Annotated in this window: 26 protein-coding genes; 17 read left to right on the top strand and 9 right to left on the bottom strand. The window is 73.5% G+C overall.

What is annotated here, in order from left to right:
* Positions 1 to 23: 23 nt before the first annotated feature.
* Positions 24 to 860, top strand: coding sequence for a crotonase/enoyl-CoA hydratase family protein (locus ACFO0B_RS26365; RefSeq protein WP_378615444.1), 837 nt, complete (start codon positions 24 to 26; stop codon positions 858 to 860).
* Between the two features lie 73 nt (positions 861 to 933).
* On the opposite strand, the gene ACFO0B_RS26360 is transcribed toward ACFO0B_RS26365, so the two are convergent.
* The gene (locus ACFO0B_RS26360; RefSeq protein WP_378615442.1) at positions 934 to 1242 is read right to left on the bottom strand and encodes a hypothetical protein; all 309 of its coding nucleotides are present in this window, start codon (positions 1240 to 1242) and stop codon (positions 934 to 936) included.
* Positions 1243 to 1438: 196 nt separating this feature from the next.
* Positions 1439 to 2620, bottom strand: a complete 1182-nt coding sequence (locus ACFO0B_RS26355; protein WP_378615440.1) for an FAD-dependent monooxygenase — start codon at positions 2618 to 2620, stop codon at positions 1439 to 1441.
* 101 nt (positions 2621 to 2721) lie between these two features.
* Between ACFO0B_RS26355 and ACFO0B_RS26350 the strand changes: the two genes are divergently transcribed.
* From ACFO0B_RS26350 to ACFO0B_RS26315, 8 genes are all read left to right on the top strand, one after another.
* Positions 2722 to 3303, top strand: a complete 582-nt coding sequence (locus ACFO0B_RS26350; protein WP_378615438.1) for a TetR family transcriptional regulator — start codon at positions 2722 to 2724, stop codon at positions 3301 to 3303.
* Positions 3300 to 3530, top strand: a complete 231-nt coding sequence (locus ACFO0B_RS26345; RefSeq protein ID WP_378615436.1) for a hypothetical protein — start codon at positions 3300 to 3302, stop codon at positions 3528 to 3530. Before ACFO0B_RS26350 ends, ACFO0B_RS26345 begins: the two co-directional genes overlap by 4 nt.
* 663 nt (positions 3531 to 4193) lie before the next feature.
* The gene (locus tag ACFO0B_RS26340) at positions 4194 to 4760 is read left to right on the top strand and encodes an alternate-type signal peptide domain-containing protein (RefSeq protein ID WP_378615434.1); all 567 of its coding nucleotides are present in this window, start codon (positions 4194 to 4196) and stop codon (positions 4758 to 4760) included.
* Between the two features lie 10 nt (positions 4761 to 4770).
* Positions 4771 to 5325, top strand: coding sequence for a hypothetical protein (locus ACFO0B_RS26335; protein WP_378615432.1), 555 nt, complete (start codon positions 4771 to 4773; stop codon positions 5323 to 5325).
* Complete coding sequence (locus ACFO0B_RS26330; protein WP_378615430.1) at positions 5322 to 5903, top strand: signal peptidase I; 582 nt, start codon at positions 5322 to 5324, stop codon at positions 5901 to 5903. Before ACFO0B_RS26335 ends, ACFO0B_RS26330 begins: the two co-directional genes overlap by 4 nt.
* On the top strand, positions 5900 to 6511 hold the full coding sequence (locus ACFO0B_RS26325; RefSeq protein ID WP_378615428.1) for a TasA family protein: 612 nt from the start codon (positions 5900 to 5902) through the stop codon (positions 6509 to 6511). The genes ACFO0B_RS26330 and ACFO0B_RS26325 overlap by 4 nt, the downstream gene beginning before the upstream one ends.
* Before the next feature lie 302 nt (positions 6512 to 6813).
* On the top strand, positions 6814 to 8472 hold the full coding sequence (locus ACFO0B_RS26320; protein WP_378615426.1) for a S24/S26 family peptidase: 1659 nt from the start codon (positions 6814 to 6816) through the stop codon (positions 8470 to 8472).
* A 46-nt stretch (positions 8473 to 8518) separates the two neighbouring features.
* Positions 8519 to 9379, top strand: coding sequence for an LLM class F420-dependent oxidoreductase (locus ACFO0B_RS26315; protein ID WP_378615424.1), 861 nt, complete (start codon positions 8519 to 8521; stop codon positions 9377 to 9379).
* Here ACFO0B_RS26315 and ACFO0B_RS26310 read toward each other — a convergent pair whose 3' ends face one another.
* On the bottom strand, positions 9380 to 10939 hold the full coding sequence (locus ACFO0B_RS26310; protein ID WP_378615422.1) for a sensor histidine kinase: 1560 nt from the start codon (positions 10937 to 10939) through the stop codon (positions 9380 to 9382).
* A gap of 111 nt (positions 10940 to 11050) precedes the next feature.
* Here ACFO0B_RS26310 and ACFO0B_RS26305 point away from each other — a divergent pair, with 111 nt between their 5' ends.
* Positions 11051 to 11437 carry a DUF1304 domain-containing protein gene (locus ACFO0B_RS26305; RefSeq protein ID WP_378615420.1) on the top strand — a complete coding sequence of 129 codons (387 nt, stop codon included), beginning with the start codon at positions 11051 to 11053 and terminating at the stop codon, positions 11435 to 11437.
* Between the two features lie 59 nt (positions 11438 to 11496).
* Complete coding sequence (locus ACFO0B_RS26300; RefSeq protein WP_378615418.1) at positions 11497 to 12816, top strand: NAD(P)/FAD-dependent oxidoreductase; 1320 nt, start codon at positions 11497 to 11499, stop codon at positions 12814 to 12816.
* Between the two features lie 156 nt (positions 12817 to 12972).
* On the opposite strand, the gene ACFO0B_RS26295 is transcribed toward ACFO0B_RS26300, so the two are convergent.
* Both ACFO0B_RS26295 and ACFO0B_RS26290 read right to left on the bottom strand, forming a co-directional pair.
* Positions 12973 to 13986, bottom strand: a complete 1014-nt coding sequence (locus tag ACFO0B_RS26295) for a crotonase/enoyl-CoA hydratase family protein (RefSeq protein WP_378615416.1) — start codon at positions 13984 to 13986, stop codon at positions 12973 to 12975.
* Between the two features lie 86 nt (positions 13987 to 14072).
* Positions 14073 to 14219 carry a hypothetical protein gene (locus tag ACFO0B_RS26290; RefSeq protein ID WP_378615414.1) on the bottom strand — a complete coding sequence of 49 codons (147 nt, stop codon included), beginning with the start codon at positions 14217 to 14219 and terminating at the stop codon, positions 14073 to 14075.
* A 116-nt stretch (positions 14220 to 14335) separates the two neighbouring features.
* Here ACFO0B_RS26290 and ACFO0B_RS26285 point away from each other — a divergent pair, with 116 nt between their 5' ends.
* The gene (locus tag ACFO0B_RS26285) at positions 14336 to 14731 is read left to right on the top strand and encodes a DoxX family protein (RefSeq protein ID WP_378615412.1); all 396 of its coding nucleotides are present in this window, start codon (positions 14336 to 14338) and stop codon (positions 14729 to 14731) included.
* 60 nt (positions 14732 to 14791) lie between these two features.
* Positions 14792 to 15610, top strand: a complete 819-nt coding sequence (locus tag ACFO0B_RS26280) for a hypothetical protein (protein ID WP_378615410.1) — start codon at positions 14792 to 14794, stop codon at positions 15608 to 15610.
* 16 nt (positions 15611 to 15626) lie between these two features.
* Here the strand turns inward: ACFO0B_RS26280 and galK are convergent, their stop codons facing one another.
* Both galK and ACFO0B_RS26270 read right to left on the bottom strand, forming a co-directional pair.
* Positions 15627 to 16862: a galactokinase gene (galK, locus tag ACFO0B_RS26275; protein WP_378615408.1), complete on the bottom strand. Its 1236-nt coding sequence runs from the start codon at positions 16860 to 16862 to the stop codon at positions 15627 to 15629.
* On the bottom strand, positions 16859 to 17974 hold the full coding sequence (locus tag ACFO0B_RS26270) for a galactose-1-phosphate uridylyltransferase (protein ID WP_378615406.1): 1116 nt from the start codon (positions 17972 to 17974) through the stop codon (positions 16859 to 16861). The genes galK and ACFO0B_RS26270 overlap by 4 nt, the downstream gene beginning before the upstream one ends.
* Before the next feature lie 41 nt (positions 17975 to 18015).
* On the opposite strand from ACFO0B_RS26270, the gene ACFO0B_RS26265 reads away from it, so the two are divergent.
* On the top strand, positions 18016 to 18951 hold the full coding sequence (locus tag ACFO0B_RS26265; protein WP_378615404.1) for an aldose 1-epimerase family protein: 936 nt from the start codon (positions 18016 to 18018) through the stop codon (positions 18949 to 18951).
* On the opposite strand, the gene ACFO0B_RS26260 is transcribed toward ACFO0B_RS26265, so the two are convergent.
* Both ACFO0B_RS26260 and ACFO0B_RS26255 read right to left on the bottom strand, forming a co-directional pair.
* The gene (locus tag ACFO0B_RS26260; RefSeq protein WP_378615402.1) at positions 18924 to 19520 is read right to left on the bottom strand and encodes an Rv1733c family protein; all 597 of its coding nucleotides are present in this window, start codon (positions 19518 to 19520) and stop codon (positions 18924 to 18926) included. The genes ACFO0B_RS26265 and ACFO0B_RS26260 overlap by 28 nt on opposite strands.
* A 74-nt stretch (positions 19521 to 19594) precedes the next feature.
* The gene (locus ACFO0B_RS26255; RefSeq protein WP_378615400.1) at positions 19595 to 20326 is read right to left on the bottom strand and encodes a MerR family transcriptional regulator; all 732 of its coding nucleotides are present in this window, start codon (positions 20324 to 20326) and stop codon (positions 19595 to 19597) included.
* 27 nt (positions 20327 to 20353) lie between these two features.
* Here ACFO0B_RS26255 and ACFO0B_RS26250 point away from each other — a divergent pair, with 27 nt between their 5' ends.
* From ACFO0B_RS26250 to ACFO0B_RS26240, 3 genes are all read left to right on the top strand, one after another.
* Complete coding sequence (locus ACFO0B_RS26250; protein ID WP_378615398.1) at positions 20354 to 20878, top strand: DUF6194 family protein; 525 nt, start codon at positions 20354 to 20356, stop codon at positions 20876 to 20878.
* Positions 20875 to 21474: an antitermination regulator gene (locus tag ACFO0B_RS26245; RefSeq protein ID WP_378615396.1), complete on the top strand. Its 600-nt coding sequence runs from the start codon at positions 20875 to 20877 to the stop codon at positions 21472 to 21474. The genes ACFO0B_RS26250 and ACFO0B_RS26245 overlap by 4 nt, the downstream gene beginning before the upstream one ends.
* A gap of 81 nt (positions 21475 to 21555) precedes the next feature.
* Positions 21556 to 23670 (top strand): catalase, encoded by a 2115-nt coding sequence (locus tag ACFO0B_RS26240; protein ID WP_378615394.1) that lies wholly within the window; start codon positions 21556 to 21558, stop codon positions 23668 to 23670.
* Positions 23671 to 23731: the final 61 nt, after the last annotated feature.

Genomic DNA, 23731 nt, shown 5'->3' with positions numbered 1-23731 from the left:
TGCTGTCGTGGCATGCTGTCCGAATGCCCGACATTCGCCTCGAGATCACCGACGAGATCGCCACCATCACGCTGCACCGCCCGGACAAACTGAACGCCTTCACCACGGCGATGGAGAACGAGCTGATCGAGGCCTTCGATCGCACCGACGCCGACGACGCCGTGCGCGCGGTCGTGCTCACCGGCTCCGGCCGCGCCTTCTGCGCGGGCGCCGACCTCTCGGCCGGCGCCGACACCTTCGTCGCCCCGGACGACTGGCGCGACGGCGGCGGCCGGGTGGTGCTGCGGATGTTCGAGTCGCGCAAGCCGATCATCGCCGCGATCAACGGCCCCGCGGTCGGCGTCGGCATCACCATGACGCTCGCCGCCGACTTCCGGCTGGCCGCCGAGAACGCGCGCATCGGCTTCGTCTTCAACCGGCGCGGCATCGTGCCGGAGTCCGGCTCCAGCTGGTTCCTGCCCCGGCTGGTGCCGCTGCAGACCGCACTGGACTGGGTCTACTCCGGCCGCCTCGTCGAGGCCGCCGAGGCGCACGAGGCCGGGCTGCTCTACCGGCTCTACCCGGTCGATCGGTTGCTGGACGAGGCGTATGCGCTGGCCCGCTCGCTGACCGAGCACTCCGCGCCGGTCTCGGTGGCGCTCTCCAGGCAGATGCTGCTGCGCGGGCTCGGCGTCGAGCACCCGATGATCGCGCACCGGGTGGAGACCCGCGGCATCCTCGCCCGCGGCGCGAGCGCCGACGCCCGCGAGGGGGTCTCCGCGTTCCTGGAGAAGCGCCCGGCGCGCTTCCCGGACCGCCCGAGCACCGACATCCCTGACATCTTCGGCGCCGACATGCCGATCCCGCCCTTCCACCCGTAGCGGAAATGCCCACGGGGGGTGCGGGGTTGATCACGCAGGTGACCGATATCGCACTCGCCGGCGCCGCCGAGGGTCAGGAGGCGTAGCCGCGCAGGATGACCCCGCGCAGCGCGGCCCGGTAGTCGTCGGTCTCCGGGGTGGCGGCCGGGCGGCGGGCACCGGGCCAGCGGTGCAGCGCGTCGTCGATGCCCTCGTTCACCGCGTCCAGCACGCGCGGGGCCGGGATGCCCTGCTGGGCGCAGGTGCGCACCGCGCGCTCCAGCCGCTCCAGCGTCGGCATCCCCGATCTCTCCGCGACCTCGAGCAGCGTCAGCACGACGTGGAAGGCCGCGTGCGTCGCCGCGCGGGTGTCGCGCTCCCCGGTACCCCTCAGGTCCTCCACGCCGCTTTCCTTCCTCGCCCACCGTCTCGTTCTCCCGACCGTGCGGCGACAGACGGTATCGGAGTGCGCCGGGGTCCGCGGGCGAGCCGGGACGGTCCCGTGCAATCCAGTTCCTACGCCCACGTATCTTGTGACCGGCCACAGTAGGCGTGAGTACGGGTTGCAGCAAATTCCAGGATCGCCGGGCCGGGCCGGATCAGTAGACCGGGACCGCGGCCTCGTCCGCTCCGGTGAACATCCGGCGCACGAGCGGGCGGGCCGCCCGGGAGGTCATCACCCCGGCGGCGGCGCGGGCCAGCCGCACGGCCGTCTTCGAGCCGGGCACCATGGCCCTGATGCCGCCGCCGGGCACCTGCTTGGCTCGCTCCAGGTGCGGCGCGAGCACCCGCTCGGTGCGAGCCAGCGCGCCGGGGATGTCGCCGGGCGCGGCGGTGAGCTCGCCGCAGAGCACGTAGGCGCCGACGACGGCCATGGCGGTGCCCATCCCGGTGAGCGGCGACCCGCAGTACCCGGCGTCGCCGAGCAGCGTCACCCGCCCGGCCGAGAGCGACGGCATGTCGACCCGCACCAGCTCGTCGAAGTAGAAGTCCGGCGTCTCCGGCAGCGCGGCCAGGATCTCCGGCGCGTGCCCGCCGACCCCGGTCAGCCTCTGCCGCAACAGCTCCCGCTGCGCCGCGGGATCGCCGCGCAGCGCCGGATCGGCGGGGGCGCGCAGCGTGACGATCGCCTTGGCGGTGGCCGGGTCGGCGTCCGGGCGGATCCCGACCGCGACCCCGACCGCCGGGTGCAGGGAGAACCACCCGGGCTCGGCGTCGGCCGGGGTGGGGACGGTGAAGAAGGACATGGCGCCGCCGAGGTGCGTGGCGAACCGCTCCTCCGGCCCGAAGGCGAGCGCCCTGGTGCCGGAGTGCAGCCCGTCCGCGGCGACGACCAGGTCGTACCGCCCGTACAGCCCCGAGGCGAAGGTGACGTCGACGCCGGAGCCGTCGTCGTGCAGCGCGGCGATCGACTCGCCGTAGCGGTACTCGGCGCCGTCGCCGAGCGCGGTGAGCAGCACGTCGTTCAGGTCGCCCCTGGTGATCTCCAGCTCGGCCACCGGGCCCGCGCCGTCGAACATCTCGGCGGGCATCCTGGCGTAGACCCGGCGCCGCGCGTCCACGTAGGCCATGCCGCGCTCGTGCAGCCTGCGCTCACGAACGGCGGGTAACAGCCCCATCCGCTCCACCACCGCGCTGCTCTGCCCGCGCAGATCGACCGCCTGCCCACCGGGCCGCGGCGCCGCCGCGCGCTCCACCACCGTCGGGCGAATTCCCCTCGCCGCCAACCCGAGTGCGAGCGCGTTCCCCGCGATACCGCCACCGCTGATCAGAACCTGCATGACCGACCTCTCCCTGAAACGAACGTCTGAGACATATGTATAAGCCAGGTTTGCACGGATGTCTAGAACAAACGTCTAAGACGCTGGTGTACGGTCTGCCCATGGGCAATCGGGAAGACCTGCTGGCCGGCGCACGGCAGGTGATCGTGGAGCGCGGCGTCGCCAAGGCCACCGCGCGGGAGATCGCGGCCGCCGCCGGGGTCAGCCTCGCGGCGATCGGCTACCACTTCGGCTCCAAGGAGCAGCTGATCACCGAGGCGATCAGCGACACACTCGGCACCGCCATCGGCGACGCCATGGAGGACCGCATCCGCGAGGGCAGCGGACACACCCCGCTGGACGGCTTCGCCGCCGTCTGGAACGCCATGCCCACCGCCTTCGCCGCGAACCGGCCCGCCATGCTCGCCAGCATGGAGAACCTGGTCCGGGTCGCCCGCTCCCCCGAGGCGCAGCAGCATTTCCAGGAGATGCTCGACGGCGGCTTCGGCGACCTCGCCGACGCGCTGCGCGACGCCCACCCCGAGCTCACCGCCGATCAGGCGCGGGCCGTCGCGGAGCTGCACTTCGTCTTCTCGCAGGGCCTCGGGCTCCTGCACACCGTCGCCCCCGACGCCCCGCTCCCCGACGGCGACCGGCTCGCCGTCGCCATCACGGCGCTCGCCGGGATCAGCCGGGATTCGTGACCCGCGCCGGCACGATCGCCCCCGATCGACCCGAGCGCGAGCACCCGGCCGACGGTGAGCTGATCGCGGTGCCGAACGATCGTGGCGATGCCGGTGAAGACGGCGTACGCGGCGCCGACCGGCAGGGTGCGCATGGCACGCGAGAGCTCTGCGACCAGGCCATCTCGACGAGTCCGGCAAGCTCCGGCAACGACCACCCCGTCGTGGTTCGACGCTCACTCACATAGTTTGATGCGCATATCCAGGTATGGGCATTGTTATTGCCGATGCGGCGCTCGCGCGAGTGTTGCTCCGGCTCGCCCGGTGAGCGCCGGAGCGGATGGCCGTGCAGGGGCCCAGGTTTCGGCAACCGGCTCGGCCCTCGGGCCGGGCGAAGAGCAGCACTCCCCCGCCGAGTGGGCCTGCCACGAACCCGGCCGCTGCACATGCCCCGTTTCGTTCGCCGGGCCCACATTCCGGCGCGGCAACGACCGATACGGGCCGCACCCCGCACGCCCCGGGTTCCGCCGGGCCGGATGCGTCTCCGGGAGCGTGTCGGCGGCGCCGAAGAACGTGTGGCGCAGGGTGTCCGGCGTGTACTCGTGCTGGGCGAGCCCGCGCCTGCGGAGTTCGTCGGCGATCCGCTCGGGAGCACCGACGAGGTGTGCCGACGGGCGGCCCGTCGAGACTGGAGGATTCGTCGAGGGGCCGCCGAATTCTGGTTAGCGGTCCGCTTTTCGCAGGGGAAGCTCGACTCGTGTCCAGTGCGATCCCCGTACGGCTTGAACTGCACGTTCAGTTCTCTCTACGGTGCCGGACGGAGCTATTAGCCATACGTTTGCTCCTCCGAATTCCCGGGCATTGTCGAAGTGCAATTGTCCAAGCCGACAGCGACGTGAGGATGAGGACGAATGGACAAGAGAGGAAAAGCGGCACTCGCCGCCGGAGCCGCCGCGATCCTATTGCTCGGCGGCGCCGGTAGTCTGGCCTTCTGGCAGGACAGCACGCAGTCCGGCGGCGGCACCATCACCGCGGGCGAGTTGGCGCTCAGCCCCTGCGTCCCGGTCGGGGCCACCGGATGGGAGGACATCACCGGCGGCACCGCCGAGCCGGTCGACGTCGCCAGCTTCCGGATCGTGCCTGGCGACACCCTGCGCTACACCTGCACGACCACGGTCAGCGCGGACGGCGACAACCTCACGGCAACGCTCGCCGCGGACACCTCCCAGATGTTCGCGGCGGGCAGCGATCCCGCGCTGCGGGCCCGGTTGATCGACACCTCGCTCACCGCGACGAGCAGCAGCGGGGCGGTGCTGCCGAACGCGCAGATCACCGAGGCGAACGACGGCCAGACCGTCACCGTCGCGGCCCGGCTCACCTTCGATCCGACCACGCCGGACAAGGAGGCGCAGAACGCGAGCGTCACCCTGAACGCCGTGGCGATCACGCTCACGCAGAACACGAATCCCGCGCCCTAGCAGGGATCCGATGCGACGGCTGCGATGGTGGGCGATCGCCGGTGCGGCGCTGGTACTGCTGGTCTTCGGGGTGGCCGAGCAGTCCGGCGCCTACTGGCGTGGCGAGTCGCGGATCGGCGGCGACATCATCCGCTCCGGCACGCTCGCGCTGCGGGTCGGCGGGGCGTCGAGCCAGGTGAGCAACTATGTCTTCGACGCCTTCGGCGGCACCGACCTGGCCCCGGCCGCCGTCGTGCAGAAGCCGCTCACCGTCCGCAACTCGGGTGACGTGACCATGTTCTACCGGTTGCAGAACGTGCGGCAGAGTTCGGCGGCGCTGCCGCTCACGCTGCAGATCTGGCTGGTGGGCACGGAATCCGGCTGCCCGGCATCGGCGGCGCCCGGCGGGACCGCGCTCTACAGCGGGCCGATGGTGGGGGCCCAGGTGCCCGGTGCACCGGCCTGGGCGCCGGCGCTCACGCCGGGCGCGAGCGCCGTGTGGTGTGTGCGCGCCACCGTCGGCGCGGACGCCGCCCCGAACACCTCCACGACCGTGACCTTCGACTTCCTGGCGAGTTCATCGTGAACGCACACCGTGGTACGGCGCCGGAGGCGCCACCCGAGGAATCCACCGGCGCGGGCTGGTGGCTGAAGTCCGTGCTGACCTGGGTGCTGCTCTTCGTCCTGGGTGCGCTGCTGGTGGTGACCATCGTGCTGCCGCTGGTGGTCGGCGGGCACCGCTACACCATCCTGACCGGGTCCATGGTGCCGACCTATCCGCCGGGGACGCTGGTGGTGGTGCGGCCGGAGGATCCGATCGACCTCGCGGTCGGCACCCCGATCACCTATCAGCTCCGGTCCGGGCAGCCGGAGGTGGTGACGCACCGGATCGTGCAGGTCCGGCGCAATGCCGACGGCCGGATCGGCTTCATCACCCGGGGCGACGCCAACCCGGTCGACGACGAGCAGATCGTGAATCCGGAGCAGATCCGCGGCGCGGTCTGGTACTCGATCCCGTACCTCGGCTATGTCAACAACTGGTTCTCCGGGCCGAAGCGGACCTACACCATCGCCGCGCTCATCGTGCTGCTCGGCGGGTACGCGCTGTTCGCGCTCGCCACCGATACCAGGGACCGGGTGCGGGCCAGGCGGGAGGAGCGGTGAGATACCTGACCGCGCTCGGGAATCACTGGGCCGGCGCCCGGATGCGCGCGCTGCTGACACTCGGCATCGTGCTCGGGCTCGGCACCGCGGGCACGCTCGCGACCTGGAGCGATTCGGCCACCGCCACCTCGGGCACCTTCAGCATCGGCACCCTCGACCTGCGCGTCGACGGCACCGAGGAACTCGCGCTGCCCGCGCTCGCGCTCACCGGCATGCTGCCGGGCGAGAGCGTCGCCGCCCAGCTCACCGCCCAGAACAAGGGGACGATCCCGTTGACCTACACCATGGCCGCGAGCACTCCGGCCGGGAGCGCCGCGCTCGCCGGGTACCTGCAGCTCTCCATCCATCCCGGCGGCGCGGCGAGCAATGCCACCGCGAACGGGATGCGCACCGGAACCTGTAGCGGGACTCGGCTCGCCCAGGGCACGTTGGCCGCAGGCGGCTCGACGCCGCTGGTGACGACGGCGCGGCCGATCGCCGCGCGCACCGGCACCGATCCGCTCTGCGTGGTCGCGCAGTTGACGACCGCGACGCCGGTCGCCGTGCAGAACCAGAGTGTGGCGTCGGTGCGCTTCGCCTTCACCGCGACCGCGGCGGGGCAGCCGTGAGCGGGGTGCCCGCGGGGCGGCCGCCGTGGCAACGGAGCCTTCCGGATGCGCCGGCCGGAGCGCGTGGTGGAACCGCACCGAATGGCGAGACCGGGGCGGGCAGTGGGCCGGGCGGTCGGCTCGGGCGGGCGGGCCGTGCCGGGCGGGCGGCAGAGAGCGACTACTTCGGCGTAGCCGGTGCGACGGACGTGCGCGACGATGCGCCGCCCCGAGCCCGTCCCGGAGACGAGTTCGGGGTGCCCGCGGCGACCGGGGTCACGAACGGAACGTCCGCTCCGGCCGGGAAGCACGCGCGACCGGACTTGCGGACACCGGCGCAGATCGCGCTGACGGCCGGGGCGGTGGCGGGGACGATCTGCCTGATCGCGGCGGCGGCGGCGCTGCTGTTCGGGATCAAGCCGCTGCTGTTCCGCTCCGGGTCGATGGAGCCGGAGATCGGGCCGGGGGCGGTGGCGCTGGTGCGCACGATCGACGCCGCGGAGATCGACCCCGGCGACGTGGTGTCGGTGCGCAACGCGGCGGGCGAGCGGCTGACCCACCGGGTGGTCGCGGTGGATGCGGTCACCGGCAACAGCGCGACCATCCGGCTCAAGGGCGACGCGAACGAGTCCGAGGACGCCCAGCCCTACACCGTGACCGAGGCGGAGCGGGTCTTCCTCCACGTCGAGAAGCTCGGCTACGCGGTGGCCTGGCTCGCGAGCCCGCCCGCGGTGTTCCTCGGCGGCGCCTTCGCCGGGCTGCTCCTCGCCATCGCGTTCCTGCCACGCCCGCCCCGCACCGCCCCGGGCGGAGGCGGGAAGCGCGCGGCGGCGCCGCTGGTCGTGGTGGCGGCGCTGGTCACCGCGACCGGGCCGGCCGGTGCCCCGGAGGCGCAGGCCGCCGCCACCGATGCGGCGGCCGCGAACAGCGGTGCCTTCACCTCGCGCACCGAGTTCGTGCCGCGAATCAATCAGCCGTTCTCCACGGGCTCCTACGTGACGTGCTCGAAGACGCCCGCGACCGGGCCGGACCCGGTGACGATGCGCTGGCGGCACATCGGCGCCCCCTACCTCTACCGTCTGGTGCTGCGCGATCTCGGCGGCACGATCTGGCGCACGTGGGACGTGACCACGGTTCCCGCCGCGGCCGGCGACACGGTGAGCTTCGTGATCACCGGTGCCGGGCTGCCCGCCCGCCTGGCGCTGCCCTACCTCTACGACCTCGAGGTGCACACCGTCCTGCCCGGCCCGCCCGTCTCCTCCGGGGCCGTGAGCACCGCCTGGCGCGGCTACGGCGTGCAGCAGGTGCTGCTCATCGGGCTGATCACCCCGGAGGATCTGGACTGCGGCGTGCTGCGCACCGAGCAGAACGGCACCCCGGCCTACGTGCCGGGCCCGGCCTCGGTCTCCTGCGCCGACGCCGCCCCGCGCGTGACCCTCACCTGGCCGCACCTGGGCTCCCCGTACACCTACACGCTGATCGTGCGCGACGGCACCAGCCGCAACAGCATGCTCACCCGCCAGAACATCGCAGGCCCCGCGCAGGCGGGGCAGAACGTGACCAGCACGATCGCCGTCGCCGACCTCGATCTCGGCCAGCGCACCGGCAACGCCGCCGTCGCCGAGATCCGCGCGACGAACGGCTCCGCCGTCTCCAGCGAGTTCGCGCAGCAGAACCTGACCGTCACCACCACCTCGGTGGCCTGCCCGGCCGCGGGGTTGCGCGCACAGTCCGCGCCGTCGAGCAGCACCACCGCTACCACCACCGGCTCGACCACCCCGACCACGAGCGCCCCGACCACCTCGCCGACACCGGGCACCGCACCACCCCCCGCCCCGGCGACCACCACGACGACCCCCGCACCCGTGCCGGGACCACCGGCCCCCGCACCCGCCACCACGACGACGACCACCCCGCCCCCCGAAGCCCGCGAACTCCCCCCGACGACCACCCCGTCCTCCACCCCGACGACCCCGCCCTGACCGGCGCGGGTGGCGAGGCGACCGAACGGTGTGAAAGATGGCGACCGTGAATCTCTCAGGTGTCGGAATTTGGAGTTCCCCGCTGCGCTACAGCGACCCGGTCGAGGCAGCGGAGGCCGCGGCCGAGCTGGAGGAGGCGGGTTTCTCCGCGCTCTGGATCCCGGACGTCGGCGGACCGGTCCTGGACGCGGTGGAGAACCTGCTGCGTGCCACCTCGAAGACGGTGATCGCCACCGGCATCCTCAACCTCTGGATGCACGAGCCCGCCGACGTGGCCGCCGCGTACCACCGGCTCGCGGCGAGCTACGGCGACCGCTTCCTGCTCGGCATCGGGGTGAGCCACGCCCCGCTCGTCGACGCGAAGTCCCCCGGCCGCTACCGCAAGCCGCTCGCCGCGACGAAGGCGTTCCTGGACGGGTTGGACGCCGCCGAGCGCCCGGTGCCCGCCGACCGCATGGTGCTCGCCGCGCTCGGCCCGAAGATGCTCGCCCTGGCCGCCGAGCGCACCCGCGGCGCGCACCCCTACCTGGTGCTGCCCGAGCACACCCGCACCGCGCGCGAGGTGCTCGGCGCGGGCCCGCTGCTGCTGCCGGAGCAGACCGTCATCCTCACCGGCGATGCCGCCGAGGCGCGCGAGATCGGCACCCCGTGGCTGCGCGGCTACCTCTCCCTGCCGAACTACGCCAACAACCTGCTGCGCTCCGGTTTCACCGAGGAGGACATCGCCACCGTCAGCGACCGGCTCTTCGACGCGATCATCGCCTGGGGTGACGAGGAGGCGGTGCTGCGCCGGATCGCCGAGCACCGGGAGGCGGGGGCCGACCACGTCTGCGTGCAGGTGCTCCGCGCCGACCCGCGCGTCTTCCCGCGGGAGGAGTGGCTCCGGATCGCGGCCGCGCTGCGCTGATCAGCCGGGGGCGGGCAGGGTGAAGCGGAACCGGGCGCCGTCGGTGTAGCCGGTGTCGACGGCGATCCGGCCACCGTGGAACTCGACGATCTTGCGGCACAGCGCGAGCCCGATCCCGGTGCCGGAGTACTCCTCCCGGTTGTGCAGCCGCTGGAAGATCACGAAGATCTTCTCGGCGAACTCCGGGGCGACGCCGATCCCGTTGTCCGAGACGACGAACTCGTACCACCCCGCCGCCGCCTCGGCGTACTCGATCCGCACGGCGGGCGGCACGCCGGGGCCGGCGAACTTCACCGCGTTGCCGATCAGGTTCTGCCACAGCATGATCAGCAGGGTCGGGTTGCCGAGCACCTCGGGCAGCGCCGCGGGCCGCTCGATCGTGGCCCCGGCGCGCTCGACGATCTCGGCGAGGTTCCCGAGCGCCCGGTCCAGCGGGCCGTCCAGCGCGATCGGAACGGTGGTGTCGTCCACCCGGCCGACCCGGGAGAAGGTGAGCAGATCGTTGATCAGCACCTGCATCCGCTTGGCACCGTCGACCGCGAAGTCGATGTACTGCCTGCCCCGCTCGTCGAGCTGATCGCCGTACCGCTTCTCCAGCAGCTGACAGAACGACGCCACCTTCCGCAGCGGCTCCTGCAGATCGTGCGAGGCCACATACGCGAACTGCTCCAGCTCCTGATTCGACCGCCGCAGCTCCACGGTCTGGGCATCCAGATCCGCCGCCTGCTCGGCCAGCTTCGCCTCCTGCGCCCGCGAGGACTGCAACTCCGCCACGATCCGGCGCCGCATGTCCTCCACCGCCTCGGCCACCGTCCGCAGATCCGACGGACCCCGCGCCTCGATACGGTGATCGAACTCCCCGCCCGCCACCTTCAGCGACGCGGCGCTCAGCCCACGCAGCGGATCCGCGACCAGTCTGCGCACGATGGCGGTGAGCGCCAGCGCGGCCAGCACGAAGAGCACCACCAGGCCGACCAGCACGGTGTTGCGGACGTGCCTGGTGTGGGTGAGGTCGGCGCGGTCGGCGGCGAGCGCGGCGGTGAAGTCGGCGTTCTGGGTGCGGAACCGGTCGCGCAGGCCGTCGAAGACCACCTTGCTCGGCGTCACCGTCGCGGCGGCCACCGCGGCGGCCCGCTCCGGGGTGGTGGCCTCGGTGACCGGCTCGGCGTGCACGGCGCGCCAGGCGGCGGCGGCGCGCTCGATCTCCTCGAGGTCGCGGAGCAGCTCGGGGCGGTCGCCGACCAGCTCCCGGATCCGGGCGGCGGCCTGCTCCTCCTCCCGGCGGCCGGTCTGGTAGGGCTGCAGGAACTGCGGGTCGGCGGTGATGGCGTAGCCGCGCACCCCGGTCTCCTGGTTGAGCAGCGCGCCCTGCAGCCGGTACGCCTCGGCGGCGGCGGGCTGCAACCGGTCGATCAGCCGGTTCGAGCTCGCTATGGTCTGCCCGATCACCTGGGCACCCGCGGTGGCGCCGGCGAGCACGAGCACCACCATCAGCCCGAGCACCAGCTGGAACCACCCCTCCACGGTGAGCCGCCCGGCCACCGAACCCCGGACCCGCACCCACAGCCTCCTCGTCACCGCGCCACGACGGCACCGACTGTGCCATACCGCTACCGCGGCCGTGCCGCGTCCATACTGGGAGCCCTGCACGCAACCGATGGAGGCCGCCCCATGATCGTCACCGGACTCGTCCTGGCCGGAATCGCCGCGGCGATCCACATGTACATTTTCCAACTGGAATCGCTGGCCTGGACCGCACCGCGCACGAGGGCCATCTTCGGGGTGAATGCCCAGGACGCCGAGATCACCAAGCCGCTCGCGTTCAACCAGGGCTTCTACAACCTCTTCCTGGCGCTCATGATCGTGGCGGGGATCGTCGCGGTGGCGCTCGACCATCGGGCGGTCGGCGCGACGCTGGTGTTCGCCGGCGCGGGCAGCATGGTCGCGGCCGGGCTGGTGCTGCTGCTCTCCGACCCGCGCAAGCTGCGGCCCGCGCTGATCCAGCTGGTCGCGCCGCTGCTCGGCATCGTGATCCTCGCCATCGGGCTGGCCGTCTGAGTTTCGGCGGCGCCAGCCGGGAAACGCCCCCGGTAACCGAATCGAAGGAGGGGTGCGCCGTGCCCGAGACCAGCACCCGTGAACGGATCGTCGTCGTCGGCAGCGGATTCGCCGGCTTCACCTGTGCGAGCGAGCTGTGCGGGCGGGTCGCGAAGTCGGGCCGTGACATCGAGATCGTGCTGGTGACCCCGCAGGACTACATGCTCTACACCCCGCTGCTGCCGGATGTGGCCGGTGGGCTGATCGACCCGCGCTTCGTCGCCATCCCGCTGGCGGACGCGCTGCCGAAGGTCAGGCTGGTGGTGGCGAGCGCGGACTCGATCGACCTGGCGGGCCGCACGATCACGGTCACCAGCGAGCACCACGCGCCGCGCACCCTCTCCTGGGATCGCCTCGTCCTGACCCCCGGCTCGGTGACCAGGCTCTTCGACGTACCGGGGCTGCGCGAGCACGCCCGCGGCCTGAAGACCGTCGCCGAGGCGCTCTACCTGCGTGAGCAGTTGCTGCGGCAGCTGGAGCTGGCCGATCAGGAGGAGGACGAGGCGGTGCGCCGGGCCCGGCGCACCGTCGTGGTGGTCGGCGCCTCCTACGCCGGCACCGAATTGATCGCCCAGCTCCGCGCGCTCGCCGACGACTACGCGCGCCGCCGCGGCCTGGACCGCGCCGACCTCCGGTTCCTGCTGCTCGACACCGCGAAGCAGGTCATGCCCGAGGTCGGCGCCGAACTCGGCGAGAAGGTGCTGCACGAGCTGCGCGGCCGCGGGATCGAGATCCGGCTGGAGACCTCGCTGCGCGAGCTCGCCGCCGACCGGGTGGTGCTCACCGACGGCACCGAGGTGCCGACGCACACCGTCGCCTGGGTGACCGGCGTGACCGGCGCCCCCGTGCTGGAGACGCTCGACCTGCCGCTGGAGCGCGGCAGGCTGGTGGTCGACGCCGAGCTGCGCGTGCCCGGCCACCCGTCGGTCTTCGCCGGTGGCGACGCCGCCGCCGTGCCCGATCTGACCAAGCCCGGCGAGATCACCCCGCCCACCGCCCAGCACGCCTCCCGGCAGGGCAAGACGCTGGCCCGCAATGTCGCCGCCAGCCTGGGGATCGGCACCTTCGCGCCGTACCGGCACCGCGACCTCGGGCTGGTCGTCGACCTCGGCCCGCGCTTCGCCGTCGCCAACCCGCTCGGCATCCCGCTCTCCGGGTTGCTCGCCAAGGCGGTCACCCGCGCCTACCACACGCTCGCGGTGCCGCGCGGGGTCAACCGCTGGGCCATCGTCATGACCTACCTGACCAACACCGTCACCCAGCGCCCGCTGGCGCTGCTCGGCCTGGTCAGCCCGGAGGAGGCGAGTTTCGCGCGCGCGGAGGGGATTTCGGAGCGCTGAGCCCGGTCACAGTGGCGACCGAGGGGTAGTCGCGCCGGGGCGGTCGATGGCCCGGTACTCGCCACTGCCCCCGCTCCGCACAGCCGGATTCCGGGGCGGCCCGGGAATCGGCGGCGGCGGCGCGGCATGCGGCCGGTGGCAATCGAATTGGCGCGGTCAGCCCTTGGGGCTCCCCTTCCAGTCGCCGAACGGCTCGTCGCGCTCGCGGACCGCTTCGCGGAACCCGGCGGTGGCGGCGCGGAGCTGGAAGGCGTACCCCTCGCGGGTGTGCCGGGAGATGCCGTCGAAGACGGTGCTGATCATGCCGGAGGTGGCGACGCCCTGGGCGAGCAGCGAACTCGTCACCGCGAGCTTCGCCATGACCAGCTGGTTCAGTGGCATGCGGGCGATCCGGGCGACGAAATCCTCGGTGCGGGCGTCGAGTTCGGCGGCGGGCCAGGATTCGACGGCGAGCCCCCACTCGGCCGCTTGCGCGCCGGTCAGCGAGTCGCCGGTGAAGAGCAGTCGCTTGGCGCGCTGGTCGCCGAGGCGGTGCGCCCACATGCCCGCGGCGGGGATGCCCCAGACCCGGGTGGGCGGGTAGCCGATGCGGGTGTCGTCGGCGCAGACGATCTGGTCGGCGTAGAGCGCGATGTCGGTGCCGCCGGCGATGGCGAAGCCGTGCAGCTTGGCGACGGTCGGCTTGTTCGCGTGCAGCAGGCTGGCGAAACCGCGGTTGAAGCGGCTCATCATCTGGTAGTCGAGCACCGGATCCCAGGTGCCCCAGGGGTTGTGGTTGCGGGCCTGCACCATCGGGTCGAGCGCGGTGCCGAGGGTGGAGTCCGGGTCGTCGGCCGAGCCGGACTGCTCGGCGAAGAGCGCCAGGTCGTAGCCGCCGCAGAAGCCCTTGCCGCGGCCGGAGACCAGGATGACGTGCACCGCCGGGTCCAGGTCGGCGCGCTCGACGGCGTGCGCGAGATCGAGCGGGGTGTCCGGGGTGATGGCGTTGCCGTGCTCGGGGCGGTCGAAGGTGATCCGTGCGATGCGGTCGGTCACCTCGTAGGTGAGGGTGGCGTAGCGGTGTTCGCGCACCGGCTCGGGGCGGCCCGCGTAGGGTGACCCGGCGCCCGCGGAGGCGTCCTCGTACCAGGCGGCGGGGCGGGTGCCCGCGTGGTTCTCGTAATCCGGCATGGATCTCCCCTCTCGGACGGTCGCCACCGAACCTAGCCCAGGGGTTGCCGGGTGCGGCGGAGCCGGACCGGCCCCGCCGCGCGCGCTCACTCCAGGTTCGCGTCCCCGGTTTCGGCGGCCCGCTTCGCCTTCTCCAGTTCACCCTTCAGCCGCTCGACGGTCTCGGTGTCACCGAGGTTGTCGGCGGTGGTGATGTCCTGGTTCAGCTGGGCGATGGTGTCCCTGTCCGGCATCGCGTGCTCCTCTCGGGTCGGGGGCGTTCCATCGGCGGGGTGTCCGGTTTCCGGGCCCGGAAACCGGCGGCGAAGGCCACGGGTTGGCGCCGCGCGCACGGGGTAGCCCAGCCCGCATGACCTCTTCTTCGACCGCTCGGGACGTCGTCCGGTACGGGCTGGCGGGCGGCATGGTGTTCGCCGGGCTCAGCCACCTCTTCTGGGGAAGGGAGACCTTCCGCGCCCAGGTGCCGAGCTGGACGCCGCTGGACGAGGACGGCGTGGTGATGGCCTCCGGCGGGGTCGAGATCACCCTCGGCACGCTGCTCGCCGCGAGTTCGCGGGACCGGGCCCGCTTCGGCAGGCTGCTCGCGCTCTTCTTCGTCGCGGTCTTCCCAGGCAATGTCGCGCAGTACACCAGCAAGCGGGACGGCTTCGGCCTCGACACCGACCGGAAGCGGCTGCTCCGGTTGTTCTTCCAGCCGGTGCTGATCGGGCTCGCGCTGTGGAGCACCTCACCGCCGCGGCGCTGATTGCCAGACATTCGCCGGACGCGGGTCTACGCTGAGATCCCGACCGTCGAGGAGGGCGCAGTGAACCGTCCGCACGTCTCCGGCTCCGGACTGATCGACCGCTTCGTCGAATCCCCGCTGGCCGGGCTCGCGCCGTGGATCGTGATGTCGCTGTTCAACGGCCCCGGCCGCTTCGAGGAGGCGGTGGCGGCGGCGCTCGGCATCGCGCTGCTCGTCTTCGTCGCCGCCCGGCGGCACGGGACCTCGGTGAAGTTGCTGGAGCTCTTCGATCTGGCCTTCTTCGGCACGCTGGCGGTGATCGGGATCCTGGCGACGCCCGGCGCCATCGAGTGGCTGGAGCTGTGGGCCGGGGAGGTCTCGAACATCGCGCTCGCGCTCTTCGCGCTCTCCTCGCTGCTCGCGCGAGTGCCGTTCACGCTGCAGTACGCGCGCGAGCAGACGCCCCGCGAGTACTGGGTCTCACCGCTCTTCCTGCGCGTCAACTACGCGATCACCGGGGTCTGGACCGCGTCTTTCGGGCTGAACGCGCTGCTCGGCTTCCTCGCCGACGGGGTGCAGCACGACCCGGACAACTTCTGGACCGGGTGGGTGCTGCAGCTCGGATTCACGCTCTTCGCCATCGCCTTCACCGAGTGGTACCCGGAGTACGCACCGAACCGGGCGGCGCAGCGGGCGGGCGAGCCGACCGAGCCGCCGCGGCCGGTGGCCCGGCTGCTGGACTGGTTCCCGCCCTACCTGATCGGCGTCGGCGTCGCCGGGCTGATCACCGACGGCACGCAGGCGGCGGTCGGGATCGGGCTGATCGTGGCCGGGCTCGCCGGGGGTGCGGTGCTGCGCCGGGTCGCGCCCGCCGCGCGGGCCGGGTCGCACAGCGGCTGAGCTGACCGGCCGCGGCTCACGAGTCCCGGTGCGCGCCGTCCGACGGGACGACGGTGAACTGCGTCGGCGGCGCGAAACCCCGCGCGGCGAAGGCCAGCTCGACCGCCTCGGAGATCGCCGCGACAGCGTCGGCAGGCGCCAGCGCGATGGCCGCGCCGCCGAAGCCGCCGCCGGTCATCCGCGCCCCGAGCGCCCCCGCGGCGCGCGCCGACTCCACCGCGACGTCCAGCTCGGGAACCGAGATCTCGAAGTCGTCGCGCATGGAGACGTGCGAGGCGTCCAGCAGCGGGCCGATGGCGGCGGCGCCGTCGGCGCGCAGGGTGCGCACGGTGTCGAGGACCCGGCGGTCCTCGGTGACCACGTGCCTGACCCGGCGGAAGGTGATGTCGTCGAGCAGCTTCCGCGCCCGGTCCAGGTCGCCGGGCTCGAGGTCGCGCAGCGCGGGGACGCCGAGCGCGGCGGCGCCCGCCTCGCAGGAGGCGCGGCGCTCGCGGTAGCCGCCGGTGGCGTGCTCGTGCCGGACGCCGGTGTCGATGACGCGCAGCACCAGCCCGGCCTCGGCGAAGCCGAGCGGGACCACCTCGGCGGCGAGCGAGCGGCAGTCGAGGAAGACGGCGGCGTCGAGTCTCCCGAGCAGCGAGGCGGATTGGTCCATGATGCCGGTGGGCGCGCCGACCGCGTCGTTCTCCGCGCGCTGCCCCACCTTCGCCAGGGTCTCCCTGGAGTGCGCGAGACCCCACAGCTCGGTCAGCGCCAGCGCCACCGCGCTCTCGATCGCCGCCGAGGAGGAGAGGCCGGCGCCGACCGGGACGGTGGAGTCGATGGCGAGGTCGGCGCCGGGAAGGGCAGCCAGGTCGGCGCCGAATTCGCCGAGTGCCCAGGCGACGCCGAGCGGGTAGGCCGACCAACCGCGCAGCTCGCCGCCGGCGTGCGCGCGGACCAGGTCGGCCACCGGGAGCGAGACGGGCTCTCCGCCGAAGGTGCTCACCACGCGCAGCACCCCGTCGGTGCGCGGTGCGGCGGCGACCTCGGTGCGCCGGTCGATGGCGAACGGGAGCACGAAGCCCTCGTTGTAGTCGGTGTGCTCGCCGATCAGGTTCACCCGCCCCGGAGCGGACCACACCCCCGCCTCGGCTCCCCCGGTCAGCTGACGGAACAGCTCCCGCGCGGTCCCGCTGCGCAGTTCCGGCCCGACCGGGGATACGCCGTCGCTGTCCCGCTCCGCTCCCGCCTCCCGGCCCGAGCCGCTCATGCCAGCGCCTCCCGGATGCGGGCCGCCGCGGTCTCCGGCGGGATGTCCCCGATCCACGCGCCCATGGCCGCCTCCGATCCCGCCGGGTACTTGAGTGTGTCGATGCCGCGCCGTGGCGAGGTGAGCTGCAGGTGCAGCCGCAGCGCGTCCCGGCCGACGCGCACCGGCGCCTGGTGCCAGGCCGCGATGTAGGGCGTCGGGGTGCCGTAGAGCGCGTCGACGCCGCGCAGCAACCGCGGCAGCAGTTCGGCGAGCTCGGCGCGCTCGGCCTCGTCGGTGCCTGCGAAATCCGGAACGTGCCGGTGCGGGAGCAGGTGCAGCTCGATGGGCCAGCGCGCCGCGAAGGGCACGAACGCGGTCCAGTGCGCACCGGCCAGCACCACCCGCGGGCCCGCCCGCTCGAAGTCGAGGATGTCGCCGAGGAATCCCGGGCCGAGCCGCTCGGCGGCGTCGAGCAGGCGGGCGGTGCGCGGGGTGACGTAGGGGTAGGCGTAGATCTGGCCGTGCGGGTGGTGCAGCGTCACCCCGATCGCCTCGCCCCGGTTCTCGAACGGGAAGACCTGCTCGATCCCGGGCAGCGCGGCGAGCGCGGCGGTGCGGTCGGCCCACGCCTCGATCACGGTGCGCGCCCGGCTCGTGCCGAGCGTTCCGAGCGAGCCCGTCGGCTCCGGGCTGAAACAGACCACCTCGCAGCGCCCCACCGCGGTCAGCTCCCGGCCGAGGCCGAACTCGGCCAGGTCGGCGAGGCCGGTCGGTGCGGGTGGCGCGCCGGTGACCAGCGGCGGCAGCGCGGGGCCGAAGGCGGGCGAGCGGTTCTCGAAGACGGCGACGTCGTAGCGGTCCGGGATCTCGGAGGGGTTCAGCGGGGTCTGCGGGGCGAGCGGGTCGCGGTCCGACGGCGGGAGCACCACCCGGTTCTGCCTGGCCGCGGCGATCGAGATCCACTCCCCGGTGAGCACGTCGAGCCGCATGGCCGCGGTGCCGGGGCGCGGTTCCAGCGCCCTGGTGTCGATCCGGCGCTCGGGGCCGAGCCGGGTGTCGGCGTCGTCGAAGTAGATCAGCTCGCGGCCGTCGGCGAGCCGCGCCTGCCGCTTGACGATTCCGGATGCCACCGCCCCACGATAGCCAGCAATTCTCCCCGTAGGCTCACGACGTGCTCGAATCCGCCATCACCGCCACCGGAAGGGCGGTCACGCTGGAGTCCGGCGGCGTGCGCGCCGAGATCGGCACCGTGGCCGCCGTGCTCCGCTCGCTGACCGTCGACCGGGTCGCCGTCACCGAACCGGTGCCCGCCACCGCGCCGCCGCCACAGGGGTGCGGCCTCGTGCTCGTCCCGTGGCCGAACCGGGTGCGCGACGGCCGCTGGACCCTGGACGGCGCCGCGCAGCAGCTCGACCTCACCGAACCGGCCCGCGGCAACGCCATCCACGGCCTGCTGCGCAACACCGAGTACGCCGTGCTCGAGCAGAGCGCCGACGCGGTGACGCTCGGCGCGCTGATCCCGCCGCAGCACGGCTGGCCGTTCCCGCTCGACACCGCCGTGCGGTACGCGCTGCGCCCGGACGGCCTCGCGGTCACCCACAGCGTGCGCAACCACTCCGGGCGCGCGGCGCCGTGGGCGGTCGGCGCGCACCCGTACCTGCGGGTCGGCGCGCACCCGATCGAGGAGCTGGTGCTGACGCTGCACGCGGGCACCCGCTTCGAGGCGGACGAGCGGATGAACCCGGTGGCCGAGCATCCGGTCGCGGGCACCGCGTTCGACCTGCGCGGCGGCGTCCGGGTCGGCGAGCTGGATCTGGACACCGCCTTCGGCGACGTGGTCCCGGTGGACGGCGTCGCGGCCCGGCTGACCGCGCCGGACGGCGCCGCCGTCGAGCTGCTGCAGGGCGCGGGCTGGGGGTACGCCCAGGTCTTCACGCCCCGGATCTTCCCGCGTGACGGCGTGCGCGGCCTCGCGGTGGCGGTGGAGCCGATGACCGCGCCGCCGGACGCGCTGAACTCCGGGCGCGGGCTGGTCCGGCTGGCGCCCGGCGCGCGCGCCGAGCGGAGCTGGGGGCTGCGCTACACCGCCGCGGGCGGGTCGCGGTAGCGGCGCGGGGCGCTGCGCTCCCAGGCCGCGCCCCAGGCGGCGTAGCGGTGCCGGTCGAACAGCAGGGCGATCGCGCGCACCAGCATCCAGCCGAGCCCGGCGGCGGCGGAGAGGACGAGCAGCCCGGTGCCGATCCCGCCGATCGGGGCGGCGTCCGGGCTGCGCGGCGCGAGGACCGGGCGGTTCGCCGGGTCGAGCCAGAGCGTGATCCGGTCGCCCGCCGCCGCGGTCTGCGGCACCGAGGTCTCGGCGCTGCCCGCCCTGCCGTTCTCGTCCCAGCGCACGGTGGCCCGGGCGGTGTAGGGCGCGACCTCGACCGGCTCGGTGACCACGGTGGCCTGCACGGGAGTCCTGGTCGCCCGCTCGACCCGGATGCGGGCCGCGTCCGCCGCGTACACCTCGGTACCGAGCCCCCAGGCCAGCGGAACGGTGAGCAGCACGGCGACCACGACGGCCAGCCGGAGCACCGCCTCCATCCGGTCCAGCGGGCGCAGCAGCGGGCTCGGATGCCACGGCCGCATCCACCCGAACCGGACGGGCCGCTCCGGACCGTGGGAAAGCGCGGACATGGGGCACCCTTCATTCGACATCGCCGCCTCATCGAGCATGCCCTGCCCGCCGGCGCCCGGCGGTGAGAGATCCGTCATGCTCCGCAGAGCGGCGCCAGCGCGGCGGTCGCGCTCAGCAGCGCCAGCGACCTTGCGGCGATCTCGCGCTCCCTGGCGACCAGCGCCGCGGTGACGGCGGCGGTGCCGCCGCGCGGCAGCCCGGCGAGCACCGCGCGCACGGCCCCGATCCGGTACCCGGCGGCGCGCAGCTGGTGCACGATCCTGGCGTCGCGCACCTGGCCCGGGGTGTAGCGGCGGGCGCCGCCGCGGTCGCGGCCGGGGCCGATCAGCCCCTCGGCCTCCCAGTGCCGCAGCGCCGAGGCCCGGACACCGAGCGCCGCAGCGAGTTCCGCGATGCCCATGGCGTCGGCCGGGCGCGGATCCGGCACCGGCTCGGCCGCGACGGCGGCGGTCGCCGCGGTCGCCTCGGCGAGCTCGGCGCGCTCCCGGTGCAGCTCGGCGTGCGCGGCGTCGAGCCGGGCGAGCACGGCGTCCAGCGGGTCGCGGTGCAGCGCGCGCAGCAGCTCCTTCGCCGCCGCCGGGCCGATCGCGGCGGCCAGCGCGCGGTAGCCGAGCAGGCAGCGCAGGTGGGTGTCGCCGTAGCGGCGGTAGCCGTTGCCCGCGCGCCGGGCGGGCGGGAGCACCCCCGCGCGCTCCAGGTCGCGCACGTGCTGCACCGAGCAGCGGGCGCGGCGGGCGAGCTGCGCGGTGCCGTAGTGGAGGGTCGGGTGGCCCGAATCCCCGGTCGTACGGTCGGAAGTCTCCACAAGCACTCGAATGTAACGCTCGAAGGCATGGAAATCGACGACATCGTCCGCCTCGTCTCCGCGCTCGACGGGGTGCTCGCACAGTGCCCGCGCCCCGGCGACCCCGGCGTGCCCGAGATCGCCTGGGGCGACACCTTCTTCTTCTACGCCCCGGACGGCGAACTCCCCCGCGCCCAGCCCTTCGCCACCATCGTGACCAAGGACTACCCCGGCGATACCGGTTCGCGGCTGCGCGCCCCCGACCGCTTCCGGCTCAATATCGCCGCGGGCGCGGCGGCCTTCGCCGCGCACACCGGGCACCCGCCGCGCGCCGGGGTGCCCGCCCCCGACCCCGCCGCCACCGACACCCTCTTCGCGCACCCGCTCTACGGCGGCGCGGGCTGGCTCGCGGTGGTGAACCCCGGCGGCCGAACGGCTTCCGTGCTTCCCGAGCTGCTCCGGGCCGCGCACGCCGCGGCCGAGCGGCGGCACCGCCCCGCGCACAGCCCCGCCGAACAGCTGGACGATACTGAAACGGCCATGACCAACTCCCCCGCCGACCCTGGCTCATGAGACGCCGGAGATCCCCCGCCGCGCTGCGCACCGGCACCTTCGGCCACCTGGCCGCCGAGCAGCGCTGGCAGTGGTCGGCGGAGACCGCCGCCATGCACGGCTACGAACTCGGCGAGGTGGTGCCGACCGCGGAGCTGCTCGCGGCGCACCAGCACCCGGACGATCGCGCGGTGTTCCTCGCCGCCGTCGGCGGCGGCGGCGGGTTCTGCCTGCGGCAGCGGCTCACCGACGCCGGCGGCAACGGCCGGGTGGTGATCGCGATCGCCGAGCCGGGCCCCGCCGGGCTCGCCGGTTTCTACATCGACCTCACCGGCCCGGTGCTGGCGCAGCATCGGACGCTGATCGACGCCGCGCTGCCGGAGTACGCGCGGCTGCGCGGCCCGATCGAGCAGGCCGCGGGGATGCTCATGGTGGTCTACGGCATCCCGGCCGGGCGCGCGGACGAACTGCTGCGCACCCGCGCCGCCGAGCACGGGCTGGCGCCGGCCCGCTTCGCCGAGCTGCTCTGCGCGGCGGTGGCCGACGGCGTCGATGTGCCCGCCCGGCTGCGAACGGTCTTCGACCACGTGCTGCTGACGGTGCATCAGCGGGGCTGACCGGGGCGGCGTTTCGGAGCCGGGGTGCCGGGTAGCACGATCCGGTCTCCCGCCAGCCCCGATCGAGGAGGTCCTTCCGCAATGCCGGAAACCCCGCAACCGCCCGGCGTGCCGGGCACCGAACCCGCCCCGCTCGACGAGCCGACCACCCCGCGCGAACCACTCCCGCCCAAGGCCGACCAGCGCGGCCCGGCCCCGGTCTCCCCCACCGGCGGCGAGCCGGGCGTGCGGAATCAGCAGGGCGCCACCCTGACCACCGCGCAGGGCGGCAAGCTCCGCGACACCGACCACTCGCTCAAGGCCGGGCCGCGCGGCCCGGTGCTGCTGCAGGACCACCACCTGCGCGAGAAGATCACCCACTTCGACCACGAGCGGATCCCGGAGCGGGCGGTGCACGCCCGCGGCGCCGCCGCGCACGGCGTCTTCGTCGGCAACGGCGCGGCCACCGAGATCAGCTGCGCCGGGCTCTTCGCCCAGGGCGTCGAGACCCCGGTCTTCGTGCGCTTCTCCACCGTGCTCGGCTCCCGCGGCTCGGCCGACACCGTGCGCGACACCCGCGGCTTCGCCGTCAAGTTCTACACCGCCGACGGCGTCTGGGACCTGGTCGGCAACAACATCCCGGTCTTCTTCATCCAGGACGCCATCAAGTTCCCGGATGTGGTGCACGCCGCCAAGCCGCACCCGGACCGGGAGATCCCGCAGGCGCAGAGCGCGCACGACACCTTCTGGGATTTCGCCTCGCTGCACACCGAGGCGACCGCGCACACCCTGTGGAACATGTCCGACCGCGGCATCCCGCGCTCCTACCGGACCATGGAGGGGTTCGGGGTGCACACCTTCCGGCTGATCGACGCCGACGGCCGCTCGTCGCTGGTGAAGTTCCACTGGAAGCCGCGGCTCGGGGTGCACTCGCTGGTCTGGGAGGAGGCACAGATCGCCGCGGGCGTCGACCCCGACCTGCACCGCCGCGACCTGGCCGACGCCATCGAGGCGGGCGCCTTCCCGGAGTGGGATCTGGGCGTGCAGGTCTTCCCGGACACCGAGGAGCAGACCTTCGAGGGCTTCGACCTGCTCGATCCCACCAAGTTCGTGCCGGAGGAGCTGGCGCCGGTGCGGATCATCGGCACCATGACGCTGAACGCCAACCCGCGCAACTACTTCGCCGAGACCGAGCAGGTGGCCTTCCACCCCGGCCACCTGGTGCGCGGCATCGACGTCAGCAACGACCCGCTGCTGCAGGGCAGGCTCTTCTCCTACCTCGACACCCAGCTCACCCGGCTGGGCGGGCCGAACTTCGGGCAGCTGCCGATCAACCGGCCGCACGCCCCGGTCAACGACATGCTGCGCGACGGCATGCACCAGACCGCCGTGCACACCGGCGTCGCGCCGTACCGGCCGAACAGCCTGGACGGCGGCTGCCCGTTCACCGCGAACCCGGCCGAGGCGCTGATCGAGTTCCCGGAGATGGTGGTCGGGAACAAGGTCCGCGAGGCACCCGCGAGCTTCGACGACCACTTCAGCGGGGCCCGGCTGTTCTACACCAGCCTCACCGAGATCGAGCGGGCGCACGTGGCCGAGGCGTACTCCTTCGAGCTGGGCAAGGTGTACGAGAAGGCGATCAAGCAGCGCACGCTCGCCGTGCTGCGGCACATCGACGAGGAGCTGGCGAGCATCGTCGCCGGCAACCTCGGGCTCACGCTCGACGGCCCCGCGCCCGAGCTCGCCGAGGTGACGCCCTCGCCCGCGCTCTCCCAGCTCGGCGCTACCTGGCCGGTGGACGGCAGGCTGGTCGGGATCGTCGCCGACGACGACACCGACACCGGCGAGCTGGCCGACGCCGTCGCGGCGGCCTTCGCGGCCGGGGTGACGCCGCTGGTGATCGGCCCGCACGGCGGCGAGTTCGGTCCGGTGCCGATCTCGCGCACGCTGGACACCGCGCGCTCGATCGAGTTCGACGCCCTGCTGATCGCCGCCGCGCCCGCGCACCCGAAGCTCGGGGTGCTGCTGCAGGAGGCGCACCGGCACCTCAAGGGCATCGCCTACACCGAGCGCGGTGCCGGGGCGCTCGCCCGCGCCGGGATCGACACCGGCTCGGCCGGCGTCGACGCCGCCCCCGGGCTCACCGCCGGGTTCGAGGTGCTCGCCGCCGCACTGCCCGAGCACCGGGTCTGGGCGCGGGCCGCGGAACTGGGCTGAACCCGGCCCGCCCCCGGAGCTCCCGGGGGCGGGCCGGAATTCGGTTGAGGTGGCCGTCCCC

The sequence above is a fragment of the Nocardia jiangsuensis genome, from assembly GCF_042650385.1.
Taxonomy (GTDB): Bacteria; Actinomycetota; Actinomycetes; order Mycobacteriales; family Mycobacteriaceae; genus Nocardia; species Nocardia jiangsuensis.
The sequence above is the reverse complement of the archived record's forward strand: the minus strand, read 5'-3'. Positions and strand labels throughout refer to the sequence as shown.